The sequence below is a fragment of the Streptomyces sp. NPDC047061 genome, from assembly GCF_040643955.1.
Lineage (GTDB): Bacteria > Actinomycetota > Actinomycetes > Streptomycetales > Streptomycetaceae > Streptomyces.
Genome location: NZ_JBEYVI010000017.1, coordinates 78,922 through 98,925 on the forward strand (window position 1 = coordinate 78,922; position 20,004 = coordinate 98,925).

At 69.9% G+C, this 20,004-nt stretch carries 20 protein-coding genes; 9 read left to right on the forward strand and 11 right to left on the reverse strand.

Annotation, left to right across the window (positions count from 1 at the left end):
* A complete protein-coding gene (locus ABZ887_RS24305) occupies window positions 1–834 on the reverse strand; it encodes an ABC transporter permease (RefSeq protein ID WP_361292791.1) in 834 nt (277 codons plus the stop codon).
* On the reverse strand, window positions 831–1,838 hold the full coding sequence (locus tag ABZ887_RS24310; RefSeq protein ID WP_361292793.1) for an ATP-binding cassette domain-containing protein: 1,008 nt from the start codon (window positions 1,836–1,838) through the stop codon (window positions 831–833). The genes ABZ887_RS24305 and ABZ887_RS24310 overlap by 4 nt, the downstream gene beginning before the upstream one ends.
* Window positions 1,839–2,012: 174 nt before the next feature.
* On the opposite strand from ABZ887_RS24310, the gene ABZ887_RS24315 reads away from it, so the two are divergent.
* A complete protein-coding gene (locus ABZ887_RS24315) occupies window positions 2,013–2,519 on the forward strand; it encodes a GNAT family N-acetyltransferase (protein ID WP_361292795.1) in 507 nt (168 codons plus the stop codon).
* A 182-nt stretch (window positions 2,520–2,701) separates the two neighbouring features.
* Here ABZ887_RS24315 and panB read toward each other — a convergent pair whose 3' ends face one another.
* The gene (gene panB, locus ABZ887_RS24320) at window positions 2,702–3,577 is read right to left on the reverse strand and encodes a 3-methyl-2-oxobutanoate hydroxymethyltransferase (RefSeq protein ID WP_217552617.1); all 876 of its coding nucleotides are present in this window, start codon (window positions 3,575–3,577) and stop codon (window positions 2,702–2,704) included.
* Window positions 3,578–3,788: 211 nt separating this feature from the next.
* Here panB and ABZ887_RS24325 point away from each other — a divergent pair, with 211 nt between their 5' ends.
* The 4 genes from ABZ887_RS24325 (at window position 3,789) to ABZ887_RS24340 (ending at window position 8,816) form a co-directional block, all read left to right on the forward strand.
* Window positions 3,789–5,387, forward strand: a complete 1,599-nt coding sequence (locus ABZ887_RS24325; RefSeq protein ID WP_361292797.1) for an MFS transporter — start codon at window positions 3,789–3,791, stop codon at window positions 5,385–5,387.
* A 155-nt stretch (window positions 5,388–5,542) separates the two neighbouring features.
* Complete coding sequence (locus ABZ887_RS24330; protein WP_361292799.1) at window positions 5,543–6,172, forward strand: TetR/AcrR family transcriptional regulator; 630 nt, start codon at window positions 5,543–5,545, stop codon at window positions 6,170–6,172.
* Between the two features lie 211 nt (window positions 6,173–6,383).
* Window positions 6,384–7,436, forward strand: coding sequence for an endonuclease/exonuclease/phosphatase family protein (locus ABZ887_RS24335; protein WP_361292801.1), 1,053 nt, complete (start codon window positions 6,384–6,386; stop codon window positions 7,434–7,436).
* Window positions 7,437–7,595: 159 nt separating this feature from the next.
* Window positions 7,596–8,816 (forward strand): MFS transporter, encoded by a 1,221-nt coding sequence (locus ABZ887_RS24340; RefSeq protein ID WP_361292803.1) that lies wholly within the window; start codon window positions 7,596–7,598, stop codon window positions 8,814–8,816.
* 13 nt (window positions 8,817–8,829) lie between these two features.
* On the opposite strand, the gene ABZ887_RS24345 is transcribed toward ABZ887_RS24340, so the two are convergent.
* Genes ABZ887_RS24345 through ABZ887_RS24360 form a run of 4 tightly spaced genes read right to left on the reverse strand, consistent with a single transcriptional unit; the run spans window position 8,830 to window position 10,685 of the window.
* Window positions 8,830–9,330 carry a GNAT family N-acetyltransferase gene (locus ABZ887_RS24345; protein ID WP_361292805.1) on the reverse strand — a complete coding sequence of 167 codons (501 nt, stop codon included), beginning with the start codon at window positions 9,328–9,330 and terminating at the stop codon, window positions 8,830–8,832.
* A 24-nt stretch (window positions 9,331–9,354) separates the two neighbouring features.
* On the reverse strand, window positions 9,355–10,005 hold the full coding sequence (locus tag ABZ887_RS24350; RefSeq protein ID WP_361292807.1) for a tetratricopeptide repeat protein: 651 nt from the start codon (window positions 10,003–10,005) through the stop codon (window positions 9,355–9,357).
* Between the two features lie 39 nt (window positions 10,006–10,044).
* The gene (locus ABZ887_RS24355; RefSeq protein ID WP_361292809.1) at window positions 10,045–10,461 is read right to left on the reverse strand and encodes an ATP-binding protein; all 417 of its coding nucleotides are present in this window, start codon (window positions 10,459–10,461) and stop codon (window positions 10,045–10,047) included.
* Entirely contained in the window at window positions 10,458–10,685 is a 228-nt protein-coding gene (locus ABZ887_RS24360; RefSeq protein ID WP_361292811.1) for a hypothetical protein, read from the reverse strand. The genes ABZ887_RS24355 and ABZ887_RS24360 overlap by 4 nt, the downstream gene beginning before the upstream one ends.
* A gap of 133 nt (window positions 10,686–10,818) precedes the next feature.
* On the opposite strand from ABZ887_RS24360, the gene ABZ887_RS24365 reads away from it, so the two are divergent.
* Together ABZ887_RS24365 and ABZ887_RS24370 are read left to right on the forward strand one after the other, a co-directional pair.
* Complete coding sequence (locus ABZ887_RS24365) at window positions 10,819–11,682, forward strand: helix-turn-helix transcriptional regulator (RefSeq protein ID WP_361292813.1); 864 nt, start codon at window positions 10,819–10,821, stop codon at window positions 11,680–11,682.
* Window positions 11,654–11,932: a DUF397 domain-containing protein gene (locus ABZ887_RS24370; RefSeq protein WP_361292815.1), complete on the forward strand. Its 279-nt coding sequence runs from the start codon at window positions 11,654–11,656 to the stop codon at window positions 11,930–11,932. The genes ABZ887_RS24365 and ABZ887_RS24370 overlap by 29 nt, the downstream gene beginning before the upstream one ends.
* A 51-nt stretch (window positions 11,933–11,983) precedes the next feature.
* Here the strand turns inward: ABZ887_RS24370 and ABZ887_RS24375 are convergent, their stop codons facing one another.
* Entirely contained in the window at window positions 11,984–12,853 is an 870-nt protein-coding gene (locus tag ABZ887_RS24375; RefSeq protein ID WP_361292817.1) for a hypothetical protein, read from the reverse strand.
* Between the two features lie 413 nt (window positions 12,854–13,266).
* Between ABZ887_RS24375 and ABZ887_RS24380 the strand changes: the two genes are divergently transcribed.
* Window positions 13,267–15,681: a DNRLRE domain-containing protein gene (locus ABZ887_RS24380; RefSeq protein WP_361292819.1), complete on the forward strand. Its 2,415-nt coding sequence runs from the start codon at window positions 13,267–13,269 to the stop codon at window positions 15,679–15,681.
* 57 nt (window positions 15,682–15,738) lie between these two features.
* The gene (locus tag ABZ887_RS24385) at window positions 15,739–16,263 is read left to right on the forward strand and encodes a hypothetical protein (protein ID WP_361292821.1); all 525 of its coding nucleotides are present in this window, start codon (window positions 15,739–15,741) and stop codon (window positions 16,261–16,263) included.
* Window positions 16,264–16,316: 53 nt separating this feature from the next.
* Here ABZ887_RS24385 and ABZ887_RS24390 read toward each other — a convergent pair whose 3' ends face one another.
* From ABZ887_RS24390 to ABZ887_RS24400, 3 genes are all read right to left on the reverse strand, one after another.
* Window positions 16,317–18,239, reverse strand: coding sequence for a S53 family peptidase (locus tag ABZ887_RS24390; RefSeq protein WP_361292984.1), 1,923 nt, complete (start codon window positions 18,237–18,239; stop codon window positions 16,317–16,319).
* A 324-nt stretch (window positions 18,240–18,563) separates the two neighbouring features.
* On the reverse strand, window positions 18,564–19,199 hold the full coding sequence (locus ABZ887_RS24395; RefSeq protein WP_361292823.1) for a DUF305 domain-containing protein: 636 nt from the start codon (window positions 19,197–19,199) through the stop codon (window positions 18,564–18,566).
* A 1-nt stretch (window position 19,200) separates the two neighbouring features.
* On the reverse strand, window positions 19,201–19,872 hold the full coding sequence (locus ABZ887_RS24400) for a DUF3105 domain-containing protein (RefSeq protein ID WP_361292825.1): 672 nt from the start codon (window positions 19,870–19,872) through the stop codon (window positions 19,201–19,203).
* Between the last annotated feature and the right edge of the window lie 132 nt (window positions 19,873–20,004).

A 20,004-nucleotide genomic window follows, 5' to 3' on the forward strand; every position in this document is an offset into this window, starting at 1 on the left:
TCAGCTCTTCGTACGGAACTTGTGGATCGCGTACGGTGCCGCGATCGCCGTGATCCCCACCGACCAGCCGAGCGTGATCCACAGGTCGTGGGCGACCGGGCCGCCGACCATCAGTCCGCGCGCCGCGTCGGCGAGCGTGGACAGCGGGTTGTAGTCGGTGAAGGCCTGCAGCCAGCCCGGCATCGACTTCGTCGGCGCGAAGATCGACGAGCCGAACTGCAGCGGGAACAGCACCAGGAACCCCATGGCCTGCACGGACTGGGCGTTCTTCAGGATCACGCCCAGGGTGAGGAACACCCACATGATCGAGGAGGCGAACACCGCGGACAGGCCCACGGCGGCGAACAGCCCGGCCCAGTTGTTGATGTGGAACCCGACGAGCACGGCGACGACCATCAGCACGGCGGTCGCGAACAGCATCCGCACCAGTTCCACCGAGATCTTCGCGAACAGCACCGAGCCGCGCCCGATCGGCAGCGACCGGAACCGGTCCATCACACCGGAGTTGAAGTCCTGGCTGAACCCGGTGCCGACGCCCTGCGAGAGCGTCATGCTCATCATCGCGATCATGCCCGGGATGACGTACTGGACGTAGCCGTCCTGGCCGCCGCCGAGCGCCTGCCCGATCGAGCCGCCGAAGACGTACACGAACAGCAGCGTGAAGACGATCGGCATCAGCAGCGCGTCGAACATCGACTCCGGGTCCTGCCGGATCCACAGCAGGTTGCGGCGGATCAGGGCTCCGGTGTGCCGCAGGTGCCCCCGCAGCGTGATCCGGGCGTCGGCGGCCGGGGTGACGGTGGCCGGGGTGGCGGTGGCGGTGGCGGCGCTCATACGGCGACCTCCTGACGGTCGTCGGCGGTCTTGGCGTCCTGCGGGGCACTGGCGCGGTGGCCGGTGAGGGACAGGAACACCTCGTCCAGGCTGGGGAGTTCGGTGGTGATGGAGCTGATGGTGATACCGCGTGCGGTGACGGCGCCGACCACGGCGGTCAGCTGCTCGTCGCTGAGGACCGGCACCAGGAGCGTGCCGTTCTCACCGTCCACGGTGGTGCCGGCGAGCCCGGTGATCCCGAGCTCGTCGATCATGGCGGCGAGCGGCCGTGCCTGCAGCGGGTCGACGGGCCGCACCCGCAGCGTCCGCCCGCCGACCTTCGCCTTCAGCTCCTCCACCCTGCCGTTCGCGATGACCTTCCCGCGGTCCACGACGGTCAGCTCGGAGGCGAGCTGCTCGGCCTCCTCCATGTACTGGGTGGTCAGCAGCACGGTCACCCCCTCGCCGACCATGGCCTTGACCTCGTCCCACACCTCGTTGCGGGTGCGCGGGTCGAGACCGGTGGTCGGCTCGTCCAGGAACAGCACCTGGGGGTGTCCGATCATCGAGGCGGCCAGGTCGAGCCGGCGCCGCATGCCGCCGGAGTAGGTGCTCGCCGGCCGCTTCGCGGCGTCGGTGAGCGAGAACCGCTCCAGCAGTTCGTCGGCGCGGGCCCGCGCGTCCTTGCGGGGCAGGTCGAGCAGCCGCCCGATCATGTACAGGTTCTCCCAGCCCGGCAGCTTCTCGTCCACGGAGGCGTACTGCCCGGTCAGCCCGATCACCCGGCGCAGCTGGCGGGGCTGGCGCAGCACGTCGTACCCGGCGACGGTCGCCTCTCCCGCATCGGGCTTCAGCAGCGTGGACAGGATCCGCACCAGGGTGGTCTTGCCGGCCCCGTTCGGTCCGAGCACACCCATCACGGTGCCCTGTCGGACGTCCAGATCAACTCCGTCGAGCGCCTTGGTGTCGCCGTAGTGCTTCACCAGCCCCCGTACGGACACGGCGTTGTTGTCGATTCGCGTCATGGGAAGAACCGTGCCAGGCCCCACCGACAAACCACCGACAGCCCACCGACACGGTCCGGCAGTCCACCGACAGCCCACCGACAGCTCGCCGAGGGAACCTGCCGACGGACCTGCCGCGGGCCCTCCGACGGGCTCGCCGACGGCTCGGTGGTGCGAGGGCGTACCGTGCCGGGCGTGACCCCACTCGCGGCCGGAGCCGTCACCACCCGTCGGCTCGACCTGCTGCCGCTGCGCGTCGAGCACGCCGAGGAGATGGCCGCGGTGCTGTCCGACCCGGCCCTGCACACCTTCACCGGCGGCGCACCGGACACCGCCGAGACCCTGCGCTCGCGCTACCGGCGCATCACCGCGGGCCCCGGCGACCCGGCCGTCTCCTGGCTGAACTGGGTGATCCGGCTCCGTGCGGAGTCCTGCCTGACGGGGTACGTCCAGGCGACGGTCACCGGCTCCGTCGCCGAGATCGCCTGGGTGGTGGGGACCCCGTGGCAGGGCAGGGGCATCGCCACGGAGGCGGCCCGCGCCCTCGTCGACCGGCTGCGGCGGCAGCCGGCCCGCACGGTCATCGCCCACATCCACCCGGACCACCGGGCCTCAGCCGCTGTCGCCAGGGCCGCCGGGCTCACGCCCACCGACATATGGCACGACGGCGAGATCCGCTGGAGTCGGCCCGCGCCGCTCTGACCGCAGACGTCAGCCGGCCCGCCGACGGGGGAAGATCGGCGGGCCGGCCTCGGTGTTTCCGCAGTGGCTCTCAGCAGGCCGGACGTTCAGCCGCGCCCCAAGGGGCGCGGGGAACTGCGCGACCAGCCACGACGAAGCCGTCAGACGACCGACGGCCCATCGCGGCACTCCCAGCGGAGCGCTCAGTGGACGGAGTGCTCCTCCAGCGGGAACGTTCCGCCGACGACGTCCTCGGCGTAGGCCCGGGCCGCGTTGCCCATGACCTCGCGCAGGTCCGCGTACTTCTTCACGAACTTCGGGACCCGGCCCGAGGTCAGGCCGAGCATGTCCGTCCAGACCAGCACCTGCGCGTCGGTCTCGGGACCGGCGCCGATGCCGACCGTCGGGATGTGCAGCACCCGGGTCACCTCGGCCGCGAGCTCGGCCGGGACCAGTTCGAGCACGACCGCGAACGCGCCCGCGTCCTGGACCGACTTGGCGTCGCGCAGCAGCTGCTGGGCCGCCTCCTCGCCGCGGCCCTGCACGCGGTAGCCCATCGCGTTGACGGACTGCGGGGTCAGGCCGATGTGCGCCATCACCGGGATGCCGGACTCGACGAGGAGCCGGATCTGCTCGTACGACCGCTCGCCGCCCTCCAGCTTGACCGCGCCGACGCCCGCCTCCTTCACCAGCCGGGTCGCCGAGCGCAGCGCCTGCACCGGGCCCTCCTGGTAGGAGCCGAAGGGGAGGTCGCCGACGATGAGGGCGCGCTGGGTGCCGCGGACCACGGCCGCCGACAGCATCGTCATCTCGTCCAGGGTGACGGGCACCGTCGACTCGTAGCCGAGGTGACAGTTGCCGGCCGAGTCGCCGACCAGGAGTACGGGGATGCCGGCCTCGTCGAAGACGGACGCGGTCATCGCGTCGTAGGCGGTGAGCATGGGCCACTTCTCGCCGCGTTCCTTGGCGAGGGCGATGTCCCGGACCGTGATGCGTCGCGTGCCCTTGCCCCCGTACAGCGCCCTGCTGCCGTCGGAGGGGCTGTTCTGCACAGTCTGGGCAGCCGAAAGCTGCGTCATGACACGGCTCCTTCAAGTCATCTCGAGGCACCCTGACGGCGTCCCCGGATCCCTCCCATGGTGGCACTTCGTGCCGCCCTCGGCCAGAGCGCCCCCGTGTGATCCACGGGTCACCGCCGACCCCGCTCACCCTGTCGCGTTCCATAAAGCCCGGGTAAAGGTATTCAGATACGAGACGGTGCCGTATTGAAATGGGCTTAGGCTCGTCGGCATGACAACTCCTGCCGACCACGCTCCACCCGGCCCCCGCATACCCGAGTCGGTGCACCGGCGCCGCTGGGCGATCCTCGGCGTGCTCATGCTCAGCCTGCTGATCGTGGTGCTCGACAACTCGATCCTGAACGTCGCCGTCAAGACCATCTCCACCCCGGCTCCGGTCGGCCTCGGCGCCACCCAGAGCCAGCTGGAGTGGGCGATCAACGCCTACACCCTGGTCTTCGCCGGCCTGCTCTTCACCTCCGGCCTCGTCGGTGACCGCCTCGGCCGCAAGAAGGTGCTGATCGGCGGCCTCGTGGTGTTCGGCATCGGCTCGGCCCTCGCCGCCGAGTCCGGCTCCGCGGACCAGCTGATCGCCTTCCGCGCCCTGATGGCCCTCGGCGCCGCCTTCGTGATGCCCGCCACCCTCGCCGTCCTGATGAACGTCTTCGAGCGTCAGGAGCAGCCGAAGGCGATCGGCATCTGGGCCGGCGGCGTCGGCCTCGCCATCGCCATCGGCCCGATCACCGGCGGTGTGCTGCTCGACCACTTCTGGTGGGGCTCGGTCTTCCTCATCAACGTGCCGATTGTGATCATCGCGCTCGCCCTGATGTTCTGGCTGGTGCCCGACTCGCGCGACCCGCGCCCCGGCCGGATCGACCCGGTCGGCGTGGTCCTGTCCGTCGTGGGCCTGGTCCTCCTGGTCTACGGCATCATCAAGGGCGGCGAACTCGCCGACTTCACCGACGCCAAGGTCCTCGCCACGATCGCCGCGGGCCTCGCGGTGCTCGCCGGCTTCGTGATCTTCGAGGCGCGCAGCGGCCACCCGTCCCTGGACGTCACCTACTTCAAGAACAAGGTCTTCTCGGCCGCCATGGCCGCCATCGCGCTGGTCTTCTTCGCGCTGATGGGCGTGACCTTCTTCTCCGTCTTCTACACCCAGAGCGTGCGCGGCTACTCGCCCCTGCAGTCCGGTCTGCTGCTGCTCCCGCTGGCCGCCGCGCAGATGATCTTCGCGCCGCGGGCCCGGCTGGTCGTGGACCGGTTCGGCAACAAGGCCACCACCGCGGGCGGTCTGGTGCTGATCGCCGTCACCCTGGGCGCCTTCGCCACCTTCGAGGCCGACACGCCGATCTGGATCCTGGAGATCGTCTTCTTCCTGATGGGCACCGGCATGGCGCACATCATGACGCCGACCTCCGTCGTCATCATGCAGGCGCTGCCCCGCGAGAAGGCCGGTTCCGCCTCCGCGCTCAGCAACACCTTCCGCCAGGTCGGCGGCGCCCTCGGCATCGCGGTCCTCGGCTCGGTGCTGTCGACGTCGTACCGCAACGGCATCGAGGGCAAGCTCGGCGCGCTGCCGCCCGGGCTGCGCGAGACCGCCGGCGAGTCCATCGAGGCCACCCTCGGCGTCGCCTCGAAGCTCGGGGCGCAGGGCAAGTCCCTGGTCACCCCCGCCAACGACGCCTTCCTGCACGCCATGCACACCACCGCCCTGTGCGGCGCGGGCGTCGCGCTGATCGGCGCCGTGGTCGTGGCCCTCTTCCTGCCGGGCAAGCCGCCGGCCGGTCAGCAGAGCGACCGGGAAGAGGAGTTGGTCGTAGCCGCGGAGTGAAGGACCGGGTGATGAAGAACCGGGTGAAGGACTGCGTGAAGGACTGAACGGACCGGTACCACGGGCAGGAGTCACGGGGGAAAGCACGTGGAGGACCACGGGGGGAGGCTTCGGCTGCGGGAGAATTCCCGCAGCCAGTGAGAGGACGGTATGACGTGACGCTTGCCGACAGCGGACCGCGGTCCATCGCCCCGGCCCGGGGCCGCCCGCGCAGCGAGGCGGTGGAGATCGCCATCCTGGAGGGCGTGATGAAGCTCCTGGAGGACGGCGTTCCGCTCGCCGAGCTCTCCATCGAGCGGATCGCCCGGACCGCCGGCGTCGGCAAGGCCACCATCTACCGCCGCTGGAACGGCAAGGAGGAGCTCTTCGTCGACGTCATGCGCGCCGCCGAGCCCCCCGACCCCGAACTCCCCGGCACCTCCATGCGCGACGACCTCGTCGTGCTGCTGGAGTCGCTGCGGCAGCGGGGCCTGATGAACCGTTCGTCGGCCATCCTGCACAACGTCTACGCCCAGATGAAGAGCAGCCCCCGCATCTGGAACGCCTACCACGCCAACGTCGTCAACCCCCGGCGCGAACTCGGCAAGGAAGTGCTGCGCCGGGGCCAGCGCAACGGCGAACTCCGCGCCGACGTCGACCTCGAGCTGGCCAACGACATGTTCACCGGCCCGATGCTGCTCAGGGCCATACTGCGCCCGGAGGCGGAACTCCCCGAGGGGCTGGCCGAACAGATGGTCGACACCGTGCTGGCGGGTCTGGGACCGGTCGGCACGCCGGAGCCGTAGTCAGGGTCGCGCGGCCGCCGCGGACATGACCCGAGTGTTCGCGTTTCGTCACAGTCCCGGCGGACCCGGCGGTAACCGGAACCCCTGCCCTCGCCTTGTTCGTCCTCGTCTTCCGTACGGCCGTCATGTGACGGCGGGAGAGGAGCCGATCATCCCCTAGGGTCGTAACCGGGGGACGACGGTGTGCACGGCAGGTTGTGAGGCAGACGGTATGGCGCAGCAGGCGTACATGACGGAGACGGACAACGGCGGCTCGGGACCCGAGCGCCGGGGAGACCGGTTCCGGCGCCTGGTGAACCGCTTGCTGTCCGGCTGGCGCGACGATCCGCGGATCTGGCGCCGGGGCATCGTCACCGCCGTGGTGGCGCTGCTCCTGGCCGGTGTGATGCTGCTGCACTCCCGCATCCCCAACGCCGTCGGCAACCTCGGCAGTCTCACCGAGACCTTCCTGCCCTGGCTGGGACTGCTGATCCCGGTCCTGCTGCTGATCGGCGTCCTGCGCAGGTCGGCGACGGCACTGATCGCGGTACTGCTCCCGGCGATCGTCTGGCTGAACCTGTTCGGCGGACTGCTCACCGACAAGCAGGGCACCGGCGGCGACTTCATGGCTGCCACCCACAACGTCAACGCCGACAACCCCGACCCGACCGGCACCGCCGCCCGGCTCGCCGCCTCCGGCGCCGATGTGCTGGCCCTGGAGGAGCTGACGGCGACGGCCGTGCCGACGTACGAGAAGGCGCTGGCGTCGACGTACAAGTACCACGCGGTCGAGGGCACCGTCGGGCTGTGGAGCAAGTACCGCCTCACCGGCGTGAAGGCGGTCGACATCAAGCTGGGCTGGACCCGCGCGATGCGGGCCACGGTCGCCACCCCGCACGGCCCCCTCGCCGTCTACGTCGCCCATCTGCCCTCCGTGCGCGTCAAGATGAACGCCGGGTTCACCGCCCGGCAGCGCGACAAGAGCGCGGACGCGCTGGGCGAGGCCATCGCCGACGAGAGCCTGCCGCGGGTGATCCTCCTCGGCGACCTCAACGGCACGATGAACGACCGCTCCCTGAACGCCGTCACCTCGCAGATGCGCTCCACGCAGGGCGCGGCGGGCAGCGGGTTCGGGTTCAGCTGGCCGGCCTCGTTCCCGATGGCCCGCATCGACCAGATCATGGTGAAGGGCGTGGAGCCGGAGAGCTCCTGGACCCTGTCGAGGACCGGCAGCGACCACCTCCCGATCGCCGCGCGTGTGAACCTGACCACATCGGGTTCGTAGAAAGCGCTGGTCAGCACGGTGTCGGCACGATGCCGACGACCTTGTCAGGACAATCGGACACCGCGCCGTAACCTGGCGGAATACTGAGCCTGGGACACTTTGTTCCGTAGCTGAACTTAGAACGCGCGGAACCCTGCTCCCCGAAAGGCACAGCCCGTCATGCCCCTGGCCCTGCTCGCCCTGGCCGTCGGCGCTTTTGGTCTCGGCACCACCGAATTCGTCATGATGGGCCTGCTGCCCGACGTCGCCGGCGACCTGCACGTCTCGATCCCCGCCGCCGGCCACCTGGTCTCGGCGTACGCGCTGGGCGTCGTCATCGGCGCCCCGCTCCTGGCCGCGCTCACCGCGCGCCTGCCCCGCCGCACGGTCCTCATCTCCCTGATGGGCCTGTTCGTGGCCGGCAACGCGCTCTCGGCCCTGGCCCCCGGCTACGACTCCCTCCTGGCCGCCCGCTTCCTCAGCGGCCTCCCGCACGGCGCCTTCTTCGGCGTCGGCGCGGTCGTCGCCACCAACCTGGTGGCACCGGAGCGCAAGGCCCGCTCCGTCTCCCTGATGTTCATGGGCCTGACCGTCGCCAACATCGCGGGCGTCCCGGTCGCCACCCTCATGGGCCAGCACCTCGGCTGGCGGGCGACCTTCCTGGGCGTGAGCCTCATCGGCGTCGCTGCGATGGCCGCCGTGTTCCTCCTCATCCACCCCGCCCACGTCCCGGCCCCGACGACCGGCCTGCGCGGCGAACTCTCCGCCCTGCGCTCCCTCCCCGTCTGGCTGGCCCTCGCCACCACGGTCGTCGGCTTCGGCGCCCTCTTCTCGGCGTACAGCTACATCACGCCGATGCTGACGGACGCCGCCGGTTACGCCGACGCGAACGTCACGCTGCTCCTCGCCCTCTTCGGCGTCGGCGCCACCATCGGCAACCTGGTCGGCGGCCGCCTCGCCGACCACGCGATGCGCGGCACGCTGTTCGGCGGCCTGGTGTCGATGGTCGCGGTGCTGCTCCTCTTCCCGGTCCTGATGGGCACGGAGTGGAGCGCGGCCCTGGCCGTCGTCCTGCTGGGCATCGCGGCGTTCGTCACCGGCTCGCCCCTCCAGCTGATGGTCATGGAGCGGGCGTCCGCGGGCCCCTCCCTCGCCTCCTCCGCCAACCAGGCGGCCTTCAACCTCGCCAACGCGGGCGGCGCCTGGATCGGCGGCGTGGCCCTGGCCGCGGGCTTCGGCGTCACCTCCCCGGCACTGGCGGGCGCGGCCCTGGCCGTCCTCGGCCTGGGCGTGGCGAGCGTGGCGTACGCGGTGGACCGGCGCCGGGCGGTTCCGGCGACCGTCCACGAGCGGGTCGTCGCCTCGCACGTCCCCGAGCCGGCGGAGCCGGTGCGCTCCTGACCGGCGGCACCGCTCAGCGGGCGATCCCCTTCCGGAAGCACACCCGGTCCTGCCCGGGACCGTCGTAGTCGCTGTGGACGGACACCCCGCCGATCTCCCTGTCCCCGCGCTCCACGGAGAACCCCATCGCCCGGTGGAACGCGATGGACCCCGCGTTCCCCGGCGAGGTGATCGCCCGGACCACCGTGCGGCCCTCCTCGGCGGCGCGCCGGCAGAACGCCGCGTAGAGGCGCCGGGCCACGCCCTGCCCGCGCAACTCCGGGTCCACGCCCACGAAGTGGATGTACGCCTCGGTGTCGTCGTCGGCGGCGTGGAAGCCGATGAGGAAGGCACGGACCTCCGTGCCTTCCTCCAGGACCAGGCTGGTGCCGGCGAAGAACTGCAGGAACAGCCTGGGCAGCAGCAGCGACAGCTCCCGGGCCTGCTCGGGGGTGCGTGAGTCCCCCCACCACCGCTGCACACATCCGACGAGCGTGCCGTGGTCGGAAACGGTCGCCTGGCGCAGTACGGGCATCGCGGTCCTCCCGGTCGCCGTCCGCTACGCGGCGTGGATGTGGGTGCGGGCCTGCTCGACCCACCCGGACACGGCCTTGGCACCGCAGCTCTCGGCGACCGACTCGGCCTCGTCGAGGTGGTGCAACGCCGCCGACGGATCGCCGGTCTCGGCCGCGAGGTAGGCCAGCGCCACCAGGCCGGCCGCCTCCCCGGGCCGGAAACCGATCTCGCGGCGCAGTGCCACCGATTCGGTCAACCGCTCGCGCGCCTGCTCGAAGTGGCCCGTGTCCTTGTCCGCGAAGCCCAGGTGGCGGATCGCGTAGGACATCGTCATCCGGTCGCCGACGGACTTCGCCAGCGCGTACGACCGCTCGAAGTACGGCCTGCCGGTGGCGCCGTCGCCCCTGACCACCTGGTGCCAGCAGCCGACCCAGAACAACGCGTCCGCCTCACCCGACGCGTCCCCCAGACGCGCGTACAGCTCGGCCGCCCGCTCGAAGAGCACCAGTTCCCGGCCGTCCTCCTCGCGGTCGTTCAGGAAACGGACGTGCAGTACCTTGCCCCGCGCCAGGGAAAGCGGTGCCTCGACCGCGTCCAGCACGTCGTCGGACCGGTCCAGCGCGGACGTGTCCCCGCCGAACATCGCCGCTTCGAACAGCTCACCCGAACGCTCGATCCAGTCCTGCCCCGGCATGCGCCAGCCCCTCCCCGTCGGACGATGACAGCGCCGAGGCTATCTCCGCGCCGCCCGCGGAAGACGGGGATTTTCGAAGGGTGCGATGCCAGGGGCGGGAGGATGGCTGATCTCGCACCAGACCGTCTTGCGGTCCGGACCCCGTTCCACGCCCCACCGGTCGCTCAGCGCGTCGAGTACGGCCAGACCGCGGCCCGACTCCTCCGTCTCCGAGGCGGGCAGCAAGGTGGGCAGTGTCCGCGGACCGGGGTCGGTCACCTCGATGCGGGTACGGCCGTGATCCCGCGTGCCCATGACCCGGACGGTCACCGGTGTCCCCTCGCCCACGTGCTTGATCACGTTCGTCAGCAACTCCGTCGCGCACAGCCGGACGTCGAAGGTGTGGTCGCGGAGTCGGCGGCGCAGTTCCGGCGCGGCCTTCGGGGTGGCCGTTAGGTGGATCTCCAGACGCGTCATCGCTCTGCCGCCACCGTCTTGCGGAGCGCTGCGGCGAGTGCCCGTGCCGTGGCCGTGTTGCAGTTCCCGAGCGCGACGAGTCCCGCGGGCGGGGCGTATGTGCCCGCGAAGCTCGGCAGGTCGACGCGGAGGGACGGGAGTGCGATGCCGTGTTCGGCGAGGGCGGTGCGGAGGTCCTCGACGCAGAGGGTGACGTCGTAGGCCGTGGGGGAGGGATCGGGCATGGGGGAGTGCCGCCTTCTGTGCGATGTGTGACGAACCGGTCACAGAATGTCCTCAGGCTCGCTACCGTGGAAGAGACTTCGCGTTCGCGACGCGAACTGCGGAAACGGCCCCATGAGTTACGGCGGTGAGCGAGTGGCCCGACGCAAGGACATCGACGGCTCTTCGAGCGTCCCCGACTTCTACGGCAAGGAGTTGCGGTGGAAGCGGGAGGCGGCGGGGCTGTCCCTGGAGAAACTGGTCGAGGGCAGCTTCTACGGCAAGTCGCATCTGAGTGACATCGAGCGTGGTGAGCGCCGGATGCCGTTGGAACTGGCCCGGCATGTGGACCGGGTGCTGGGGACGGACGGGTACTTCGAGCGGCATTGCGAGGATGTGCGGAGGGCGAGGAGGGGCCCGCATGCGGCGTACTTCGAGAAGGTCCTGGAGGCGGAGAGGCACGCCGAGTCCATTGAGGAGTGGTGCCCCAGCACCTTCCCGGGGCTGCTCCAAACCGCGCCGTACGCGCGGGCGCTGGTCTGGTCGGCTCATCCGGCCGCCGTCGATGAGTGGGTGGAGGAGAAGGTGCGGGCCCGTCTCGCCCGCGCCCGGCTGTTCGACGAGGACCACTCCGTCCCGGAGTACTGGGCGATCCTGCATGAGTCGCTGCTGGTCGATGCGGTCCTGCCTCCACAGGACATGGCCGAACAACTCGACCGGGTGGTGGAGTTGGCCGGGCGCCGCCGGATCGTTCCGCAGATGGTGTTGCGGAAGACTGGGTCCTATCCCTTGATGGCGGCCTCCATCAAGGTCATGACGTTCCCCGAGGCGCCGCCACTGGTCTACACGGAGGCGTCCTACAGCGGGGACACCATCGACGATCCGGCCCTCGTGAAGCAGTACCGCAAGGCATACGATCGGCTCAGGGCCGTCGCACTGTCACCGGAGACGTCCCTGGCCATGATCGAGGCAGCGGCAGGGGAATACCGAAATGGCAAGCAGCCGGATCGACTTGAGTGACGCGCTCTGGTTCAAGAGCAGCTACAGCAACGGTGACGGCGGGGACTGCGTCGAGGTAGCCGCTGACTTCCCCGGCGCCGCCGTCTGGCGCAAGTCGAGCTACAGCAATGCGAGCGGTGGCAACTGCGTCGAAGTCGCCCACGGAGTGCCCCTCCTCGTCCCCGTCCGCGACTCCAAAACGGCCCCCCACGGCCCCACCCTCATCCTCCCCGCCACCGCCTGGGCCCCCTTCGTGGCGTCCCTCAAGTAGGTGCGGCCCAAAGGGGGGTGAGGCGGGCGGTCGGCTGTCGTCCCCGTTCCGTCAGGCCTGTTCCACGGCCACCCGGGACGGGCGGAAGGCCGTCCGGCCGTGCTGTACGGACTGCCAGGCGACCAGCAGGACGATCGCCGCCCCCGAGATCAGCGCGGTGTTCGCGTTCCCCCAGTTGAGCCCCCGGTACTGGGCCCAGTCGGCGAAGGACGCGCCCACCGGGCGGGTGAAGACGTAGGCGAACCAGAACGTGCCGATCGCGACCGCCGGTGTGCGGAACCTCCGGAAGACCGCTCCGGAGAGCAGGATGACGCCCGCGAAGGCGAAGCCGGCCTGGAGGTTGTCCATGCCGAGGGAGTCGGTGGCCCAGTCGCCGGCGGCGGTGCCGAGGGCGAAGGTGCAGACGACGGCGAGCCAGTAGAAGGCCTCGCGGCGGCGGGTGGTGATGCTGTGGATGGACAGGGTCCGCTCGGCGCCGAACCAGGCCGCGAAGATGACGAGGAGCACAGCCGTGAACAGCCCCGTCGTCAGTGCCGTGGACCAGCCGGTGGCCTGGTGCAGGACATCCGCGCCGACGGTGCCGAAGACGCTGACCGCCACGACGTTGAGCCAGTAGGCCCACGGGAGGTACCGGCGTACGGAGAACTGGATGACGAGGGTGACCGCGAGGATCACGGCGGACACCCCGAGCGGCACCAGCTGGTCGGTGGAGACGCCCGCCTGACCCGGGCCGGGGCCGGGCCCGTGCGGACCGCCGCCGGCGCCGCCCGGACCGCCCGCGCTGCGGAAGACGCCGGAGAACCAGTCGCCGCCCGCCTCACCGAAGCCGGTGGTGAGCAGCTTGGTGGCCCAGAACAGAGCGGTGGCTTCCGGAACCTTGGCGAGCCCCCGCAGGGCTGTGGACTGTGGATGCGAATTCATGCCGGTCACGTTTTCGGGACGCCGTCTGAGACCCCTCTGACCTGCATTTGATCCGCATGAGATCAAGGTAAGAGAGTGACTCATGTGGCGCGTGAGGCCGAGCGCGGTATCCGACGTGATCATCCGGAGGTCCGCGTCAAGCAGGCGCAACGCCAAGGGAAAGGGGCCGTCTCCGAATGGTCATCACGGCGTACCGGCCCTATGCGTGAAGATCTTCTGAAGTTACGGTCGGGGCGCGGTGGTTGATGGGGCAATGACAACTTGCCCTCGCGGCCCCCGCAACAGTTCGTACGGGGGCAGTCGTTGAGAGCCGGGGCAAGCCATACACCCTTGAGTTGCGCTGCACAGGTCACCATGTGCCGCGCGGAACATCCGACCCCCCCGTTCGCCATCGACCACCGAGCGAGGATGTCGTGTCACATATCACCGAACGCCTGAGACCCGTGGCCCATGTGTCGCGTGCCGTCCTGCTGTTGTTCGCCGTGCTGATGGGAGTGCTGGTGGCCCCCGGCCGTGCCGAGGCCACCATCTGCCCTGGCGGCACGACCGACCAGACACCGATCGTGGTGGAGCCGGAGGCCGCGGACTCCACCACCACGACCCCGGTGCTGTCGGCGCTCCTTGAGACCTACAACGGCGTCGGCAGCATCACCGGCTCGCTGTACGTCACCGACAGCTCGGGCAACGCCGTGGGCGGTACTCCGATGGCCACCGGCACCGTCCTCTCGGGCCAGCGCCTGACCTACCAGGTGCCCTCCGGCGTGCTGAGCATCGGGACGACCTACAAGTGGTGGGTCACCGCGTCGATCACGGCCTGCATACACGCCAGCAGCGGCGCGATCAGTTTCACCCCCACCACGTCCACGTCCTCGTCGGGGCCGACCACGGGGCCCGACTCGGTGACGATCACCGGTTCGTCGCTGACCGCAGAGACGGCGAAGAGCGACTCCACCGCGTGCTCCGGCTCGCCGTGCTCTCTCTCCAAGAACCCCGCCACGCTGGACGTCGGCGGGGACGGCACCTCGCACTGGGTGTCGGCACTCAAACCGGACCTGTCGGCTATCCCCGCCGGATCCACCATCGACAGCGCCACCCTCGACCTGACGTCCACCGCCTGCCTCAACGGCTGTGCCGGCGACACCCTGAACATCGGGCTGGCGCAGGACGACGTGACCACGCAGACCGACGGCAGGTCGCTGGCCGCGGTCAGCACCACCCTCACCGCGAGCGGCACCGAGTCGGCCGGCGCCTACGACATCACGTCGCTGGTCACCGAGTGGGCCAACGGGGATGTCGCCGACGACGGCATTCTGCTGTCGGCGTCGGACGAGACGACCGCGACCTCCGGGGTGGGCTACGCCGGCCCGACCGCGGCCTCCGGGGCCGCGTCGATCAAGGTGACGTACACCCCGCCCGCCGCGCCGAGCGCCCCCACCTCGCTGACGACGACCGCAGGTGACGGCGGTGTCCTCGTGGCCTGGGCGGAACCGGCTTCGACCGGCTACGTCGCGGGGGAGAACGCCACCGACAACGACGACCCCGGTGACGGCATCTCCTCGTACACCGTCAGCGCGGTCAACGCCTCCGGCAGCACCGTGGCCACGACGACCACCTCCACCACCACCGAGGCCCTGCTGACCGGCCTGACCGACGGGACGAGCTACACCGTCAAGGTCACCGCCACCAATCCGGTGGGCACCGGACCGGCGGCCAGTGCCACCGGGGTCAGCCCCGAGGCGGTGCCCGGCGGACCCACCCAGTACATCCAGGCGGTCAGCCAGATGCTGAACGCCCGCGACGGACTGGAGAAGGGCACCTACACCACGTCCACCGCCGCACTGGCCTCGGACTCCTACGCCACCTATGTGTCCACCTGGCTCGGCTACGAGTCCACCGCCGACGCCGGGGTGCACACCGCGGAGGCCGCGAACAGCGAGTCGGAGACCAGCGACGCCACGACCCTGTCGAACTCGCTCGCCGGCCTCTCGGCGGACGGCAGCACGGTGACCGTGTACACCACCGCGCACGAGACCTTCACCACCGTCGACACCAGGACCGGCACCACGGACACCACCCCCGGCGACGCGATCGACCAGGACGCGTACACCTTCAGCGTCGGCAGCACCGTGCCGCAGATCACCCAGGCGGCCGACGCCGACGCCCTCGTCAAGCCCGTGACCACCGCCTCCGAGATCACCGCCTACTCCGCCACCCTCGACGGAACGTCCTCCAGCACACCGTCCGCCCTGGCCACCGACTCCAGTACCGGATACTTCACCACCGGCACCGACACGGTCAGCGCGTCGAGCGGCCACTGGGCCAACCTCTCCGGCGTCGTCGCCTGGGCGAACAAGTGGTACGACGGCACGTACAACGGGTTCTCGGACGACTGCACCGACTTCGCCTCGCGGGCCATCCACTACGGCGGCAAGCTGGCCGAGAACACGCCGAGCGTGCCGCCGGCGCACCACTCCGACGACCACTACTGGTTCCAGTCGCACGGCCTCCTCGGGGCGACCACCAGCTACTCGTGGGCCGGCGCCTACCACCAGGCGAACTTCCAGAACATCGAAGGCTCGTACTTCTACGGCTACGCCCTGAACGCCTCCCCGGGCGATCTGATCTTCGCGAACTGGTCGGGCGGCTCGTTCTCCGGTATCTCCCACACCGGCGTCATCGTGAAGAACGACGGTGGCAACCTCTACATCGACCAGCACTCCAACACCCGGCACAACGAACCGCTGTTGAAGGACGGCAGCCAGAAGACCTGGGCGTCCGGCCACCCCAACCTGCATGTGTGGATCGTGTCTCCCCACACCAAGTTCTGAAGCCCCGAAGAGAGCCCGAAGAGAGCCCGAAGAGAGAAGAAGAGAGAAGGAGCGGCTGTGAACACATCCAGGCCCGCCCTCCCGCGCGCGACCGCGGTCGCGGCCGTCGCCCTGCTGGCGGCCGGCTGCTCGGGGCACTCCCAGCTGACGGCGACCCCGCACGTACTGCTGACCAGCGGCGTCTACCAGGGCAAGTCCTGGTCGGTGTACGGCTGGGAGCAGGGCGGGCAACTGTGCATGGCGGTCGACGGGCCCGGCGACCCGACGGCCTCCGGGGTGGCGAGTGCCGGGGCCTGCGGGTTCGACGAGAAGAACCCGTCGTCGGGCTACTACGCCAGTGGTCCGGGGCCCGGTGACAGCTACGTCAACTACGGGCCCCTGCCCTCGCGCGCCACACAGATCAGGGTGGCGACCAAGGAGATCCTGCCGACCAGGCCGTTCCCGGCCGGCAAGCAGTTGCCCGCGGGGCGCTACTGGATCCAGATCATCCCGAAGGACTGGCCGCTCCCGGCCAACGGGAAGGTGGTCTCGCCGAAGCCCCTGGACGCGTCGGGCCGGCAGGTCGCGTACCAGGACTTCTGACCGCACAAAGGGGCGTGAGATCCGCAGGATCTCACGCCCCTTCGCTCAGTGCATCAGTGCTTGCGGTGTGCCTTCGTCGGCTTGTACGACTCGACGTAGCCGTTGGCCGGGCTGCCGACGCCGGTGACGTCGTCGTAGCCCTTGACCGCGGACAGGGAGCTGTCCTTGCCGAGGCTGCGGACCGAGGTCAGCAGGCCGTCGGTGGCGTCGTAGCCGTTGGCGAAGTCGACGCGGGCGACCGCGAGGTCCTTGCCGGTCGGCTTGTCGGTGACGTCGTGGAAGACGCCCTTCTTGCCGTACTTGGCGTAGATCGACGGGTTGGCGAAGCCGATCGCCTTGCCACCGGCCGCCTCCTGGGCGAGCGCCTGGACCGCCGCGATGGTCGGCGCGGCCAGCGAGGTGCCGCCGATGCGGTACTCGCTGTATGCCTCGGTGCCGTCCGCCTGGGTCTGCGTCTGGCCGACGAGGAAGCCGGTGTTCGGGTCGGCGATCGCCGAGATGTCCGGGACCACGCGGTTGCCGGAGGCGCTGTTGGCCTTGGCGAGCGAGTTCGGGACGACGCCCTTCTGGTAGTAGGGCTCGGAGACCGTCTTGCTGGTGCCGCCGCCCGCGCCCGAGGTGAACGCGCCGGGGAAGCTCGTCCAGCTCTTGCCGTCGGCCGACAGGGACGCCTTCTCGGTGCCCCAGCCGGTCTCCCACAGGTACTTGTCGCCCTTGCCGACGGCCAGCGAGGTACCGCCGACCGCCGTCACCCAGGCGGAGTTGGCCGGGGTGTCGACCTGCTTCGTCTTGGTGTTGGCGACCTCGTCGCCGTTGTCACCGGAGGAGAAGTAGAAGCCGATGCCCTGCACCGCGCCCAGCTGGAAGACCTGGTCGTAGGCGGCCGCGAGGTCCGGGGTCTGGTTGGCCTCGATGTCGCCCCACGAGTTGGAGACGATGTCGGCCAGGTGGTTGTCGACGATCTTGCTGAGGGAGTCGAGGAGGTCGTCGTCGTAGCAGGAGGCGGCGCCCACGTAGGTGACGTCGGCGTCCGGCGCGACCGCGTGCACGGCCTCGACGTCCAGGGTCTCCTCGCCGTACCAGCCGGCGGCCTGGCACTCTTCCGTCTTGGTGTAGGTGTCCGGCAGCACCTGGTGCAGCTGGCTGGTCTTCCAGGCCTGGTCGCCGTTCGTCTTGGCGTAGGTGCCGGCGTCGAAGGCGATGGTCGGCGAGGCGTACGCGTCGGTGATCGCGACGCGCACGTGCTTGCCGGTGTACTTGCCGGCGCCGTAGGCGGCCCGCAGCTGCTTGCCGGTGTAGCCCTTGATCGCGTACGGGATCTTGCCGCCGTACGCGTCCGGCAGCGTGGACGCGGTGTTCGAGCCGTAGTACGAGGAGAACGGCCCGGAGTTCTTGAACACGGAGTCAGGGGGCGGCAGCGTGTCGTCGTGGGTCGCCGTGTGCGGCGCGTTGTCCAGGCCGGTGACGGTCAGGATGGAGCTGCTGACGGCCGTCGGCACGGTCGCCGTCGTCGCCGGGGCGCGGTAGGTCTTCGAGCCCTTGGCGTAGTTGTGCAGCTGGGTGCCGAACGCCTTCTCGGCGGCGGACACGTCACCGGAGACGGTGATGTAGTGCTGCGTGACCCCGGTGACCGTCAGGCCGGCCGCGGTCAGCCAGTTCTTGACGGCCTTCACCTGGGCCTTGGTGGCGCCGTAGCGGGCCTGCACCTGCTTGGCGCTGAGGTACTTGCCGTAGAGCGGCGAGCTGGGGTCGGACACCGCCTTCGCGTAGGCCGCGAGGCCCTTGGCGTCCTGGCCGGCCAGGTAGACCCGGGCCTTCACTGTGGCGCTGTTGGAAGTGGCGCCCTTGTCCGCCTTGGCCGTGGCCCAGGTGGGCTTGGTGCCCTTCAGGGTGTCTCGGGCCGGGCTGTCCGCGGCGTGCGCCGCGGGTATGCCGAGCGCGAGCGCGCCGGCGATCATCGGCAGTGTCGCTGCCATGCTCACGCTGGCCCGCACCTTGGCACGGTTGGATCTCATACTGCCCCCTGCTATGCGGTTCGTCGCATGGAGTGGTCGGTCGTCCGTGATCACCAGGAGGCCTGCGGCGGAACGGCCCGTGAATGGATCACGCGGTGGACGTCACTCTTTCGGTGAACTGTTCATGCCAGGGGAAGGGGTTGGTCAAGGAAATCCCAAGTGGGCGTTGATTAGGGGCTTTTGGTCCGCTTTCGACGGCGCGCAGAACATTACAGATCGGTTGCGATTGTTGATGAATGCTTGCGGTGCCGTTAAGTCGACAAGTCCCCCCATTTGTACGGCTGTTCAGTCGCGCGGCTTGGCGCCCCGCTCCTTCAGCAGCTGCTTCATCGTCGTCAGCTCGGACTGCTGCGCGTCCACCATGCCCTGGGCGAGGCTCTTCTCCACCGCGACGGTGCACTTGGCCACGCACCCCTCGGCCATGTGGATGCCGCCCTTGTGGTGGTCCGTCATCAGCTGGAGGTAGAAGATCTCCGCCTGCTCGCCGTTCAGGGTCCCCAGCTTCTTCAGCTCGGTGTCGGTCGCCATGCCCGGCATCAGCGAACCGTCCCCGCGCTCGGGCATGTCGCCCATGCCCATCCAGGACATCGGCGGCTTCGCCGACACCTTCGGCAGGTCCCACAGGTCCAGCCAGCCCAGCAGCATGCCCCGCTGGTTGGCCTGCGTCTGCGCGATGTCGTAGGCGAGCCGCCGCACTTCGGTGTTCTTCGTGCGGTCGCGGACGATGTACGACATCTCCACGGCCTGCTGGTGGTGGACCGCCATGTCCCGCGCGAACCCCGCGTCCGCCCCGTCCGCGCTCGGGACGCTCAGCCCGCCGCCACCGCCGGCGCCGTCCTCGGCGACCGCGTACGTGATCGCGCCGGCCGCGACCAGCGCCGCGGCCGCGGTCCCGGCGATCCAGCCGATGTGCCTCTTCACGTCACATCGTCCCGCCGGTGCAGGAGGCGCCCGGCTCCGGGGTCTGCTTGCCCTGCACGTACGTCTCGAAGAACTTCGCGACCTTGGGGTCGTCGGCGCTCGTCACGCTCAGCTGGTGGCCCCACGCCGAGAGCTCGATCGGCGCGGTCTGGTTCGTGTACGGGCTCATCAGCGAGTACGGCGTCTGCTTCACCTTCGCCGCCAGCGTGTCCACGTCGGACTTCGTCGCCTTGTCGGTGTACGTCACCCAGACCGCGCCGTGCTCGAGCGCGTGCACGGCGTTCTCGTCCTTCACGGCCTTGGTGTAGACGTTGCCGTTGCAGTTGAGCCACACCGGGTTGTGGTTGCCGCCGACCGGCGGGTGCATCGGGTACTTCACCGTCCCCGTGACGTGGGTGCGGGAGAGCTTGCCCGACCAGGTCCGCACGCCGTCGCTGCCGGTGACGAAGTGCCCCGAGTCCCCGGAACCGCCCTTCGCGTCGCTCGCGCTGTCGCTCTTCCCCGACTGCGAGTTGACGAGCACCACGCCGCCGACCACGAGGCCGGTGACGACCACGACGCTCGCGCCGATCACCAGGATCCGGTTGCGCCGCTCACGCGCCTGCTCGGCACGCCGCATCTCCTCTATGCGTGCCTTGCGCGCTGCGTTGTTGCTCTTCTTGGCGGTAGCCATGGGCCGTGTCCTTCTTGGGGGAAAGGGACGTGGAGGGTGGGGCTCGCTGATCGTAATGGGGGAGATGGGGCCGGTCGTAGGGAGGGCACAGGAAAGACCTGGAAATGCCCTGATCCGACAGGAAACCGATAA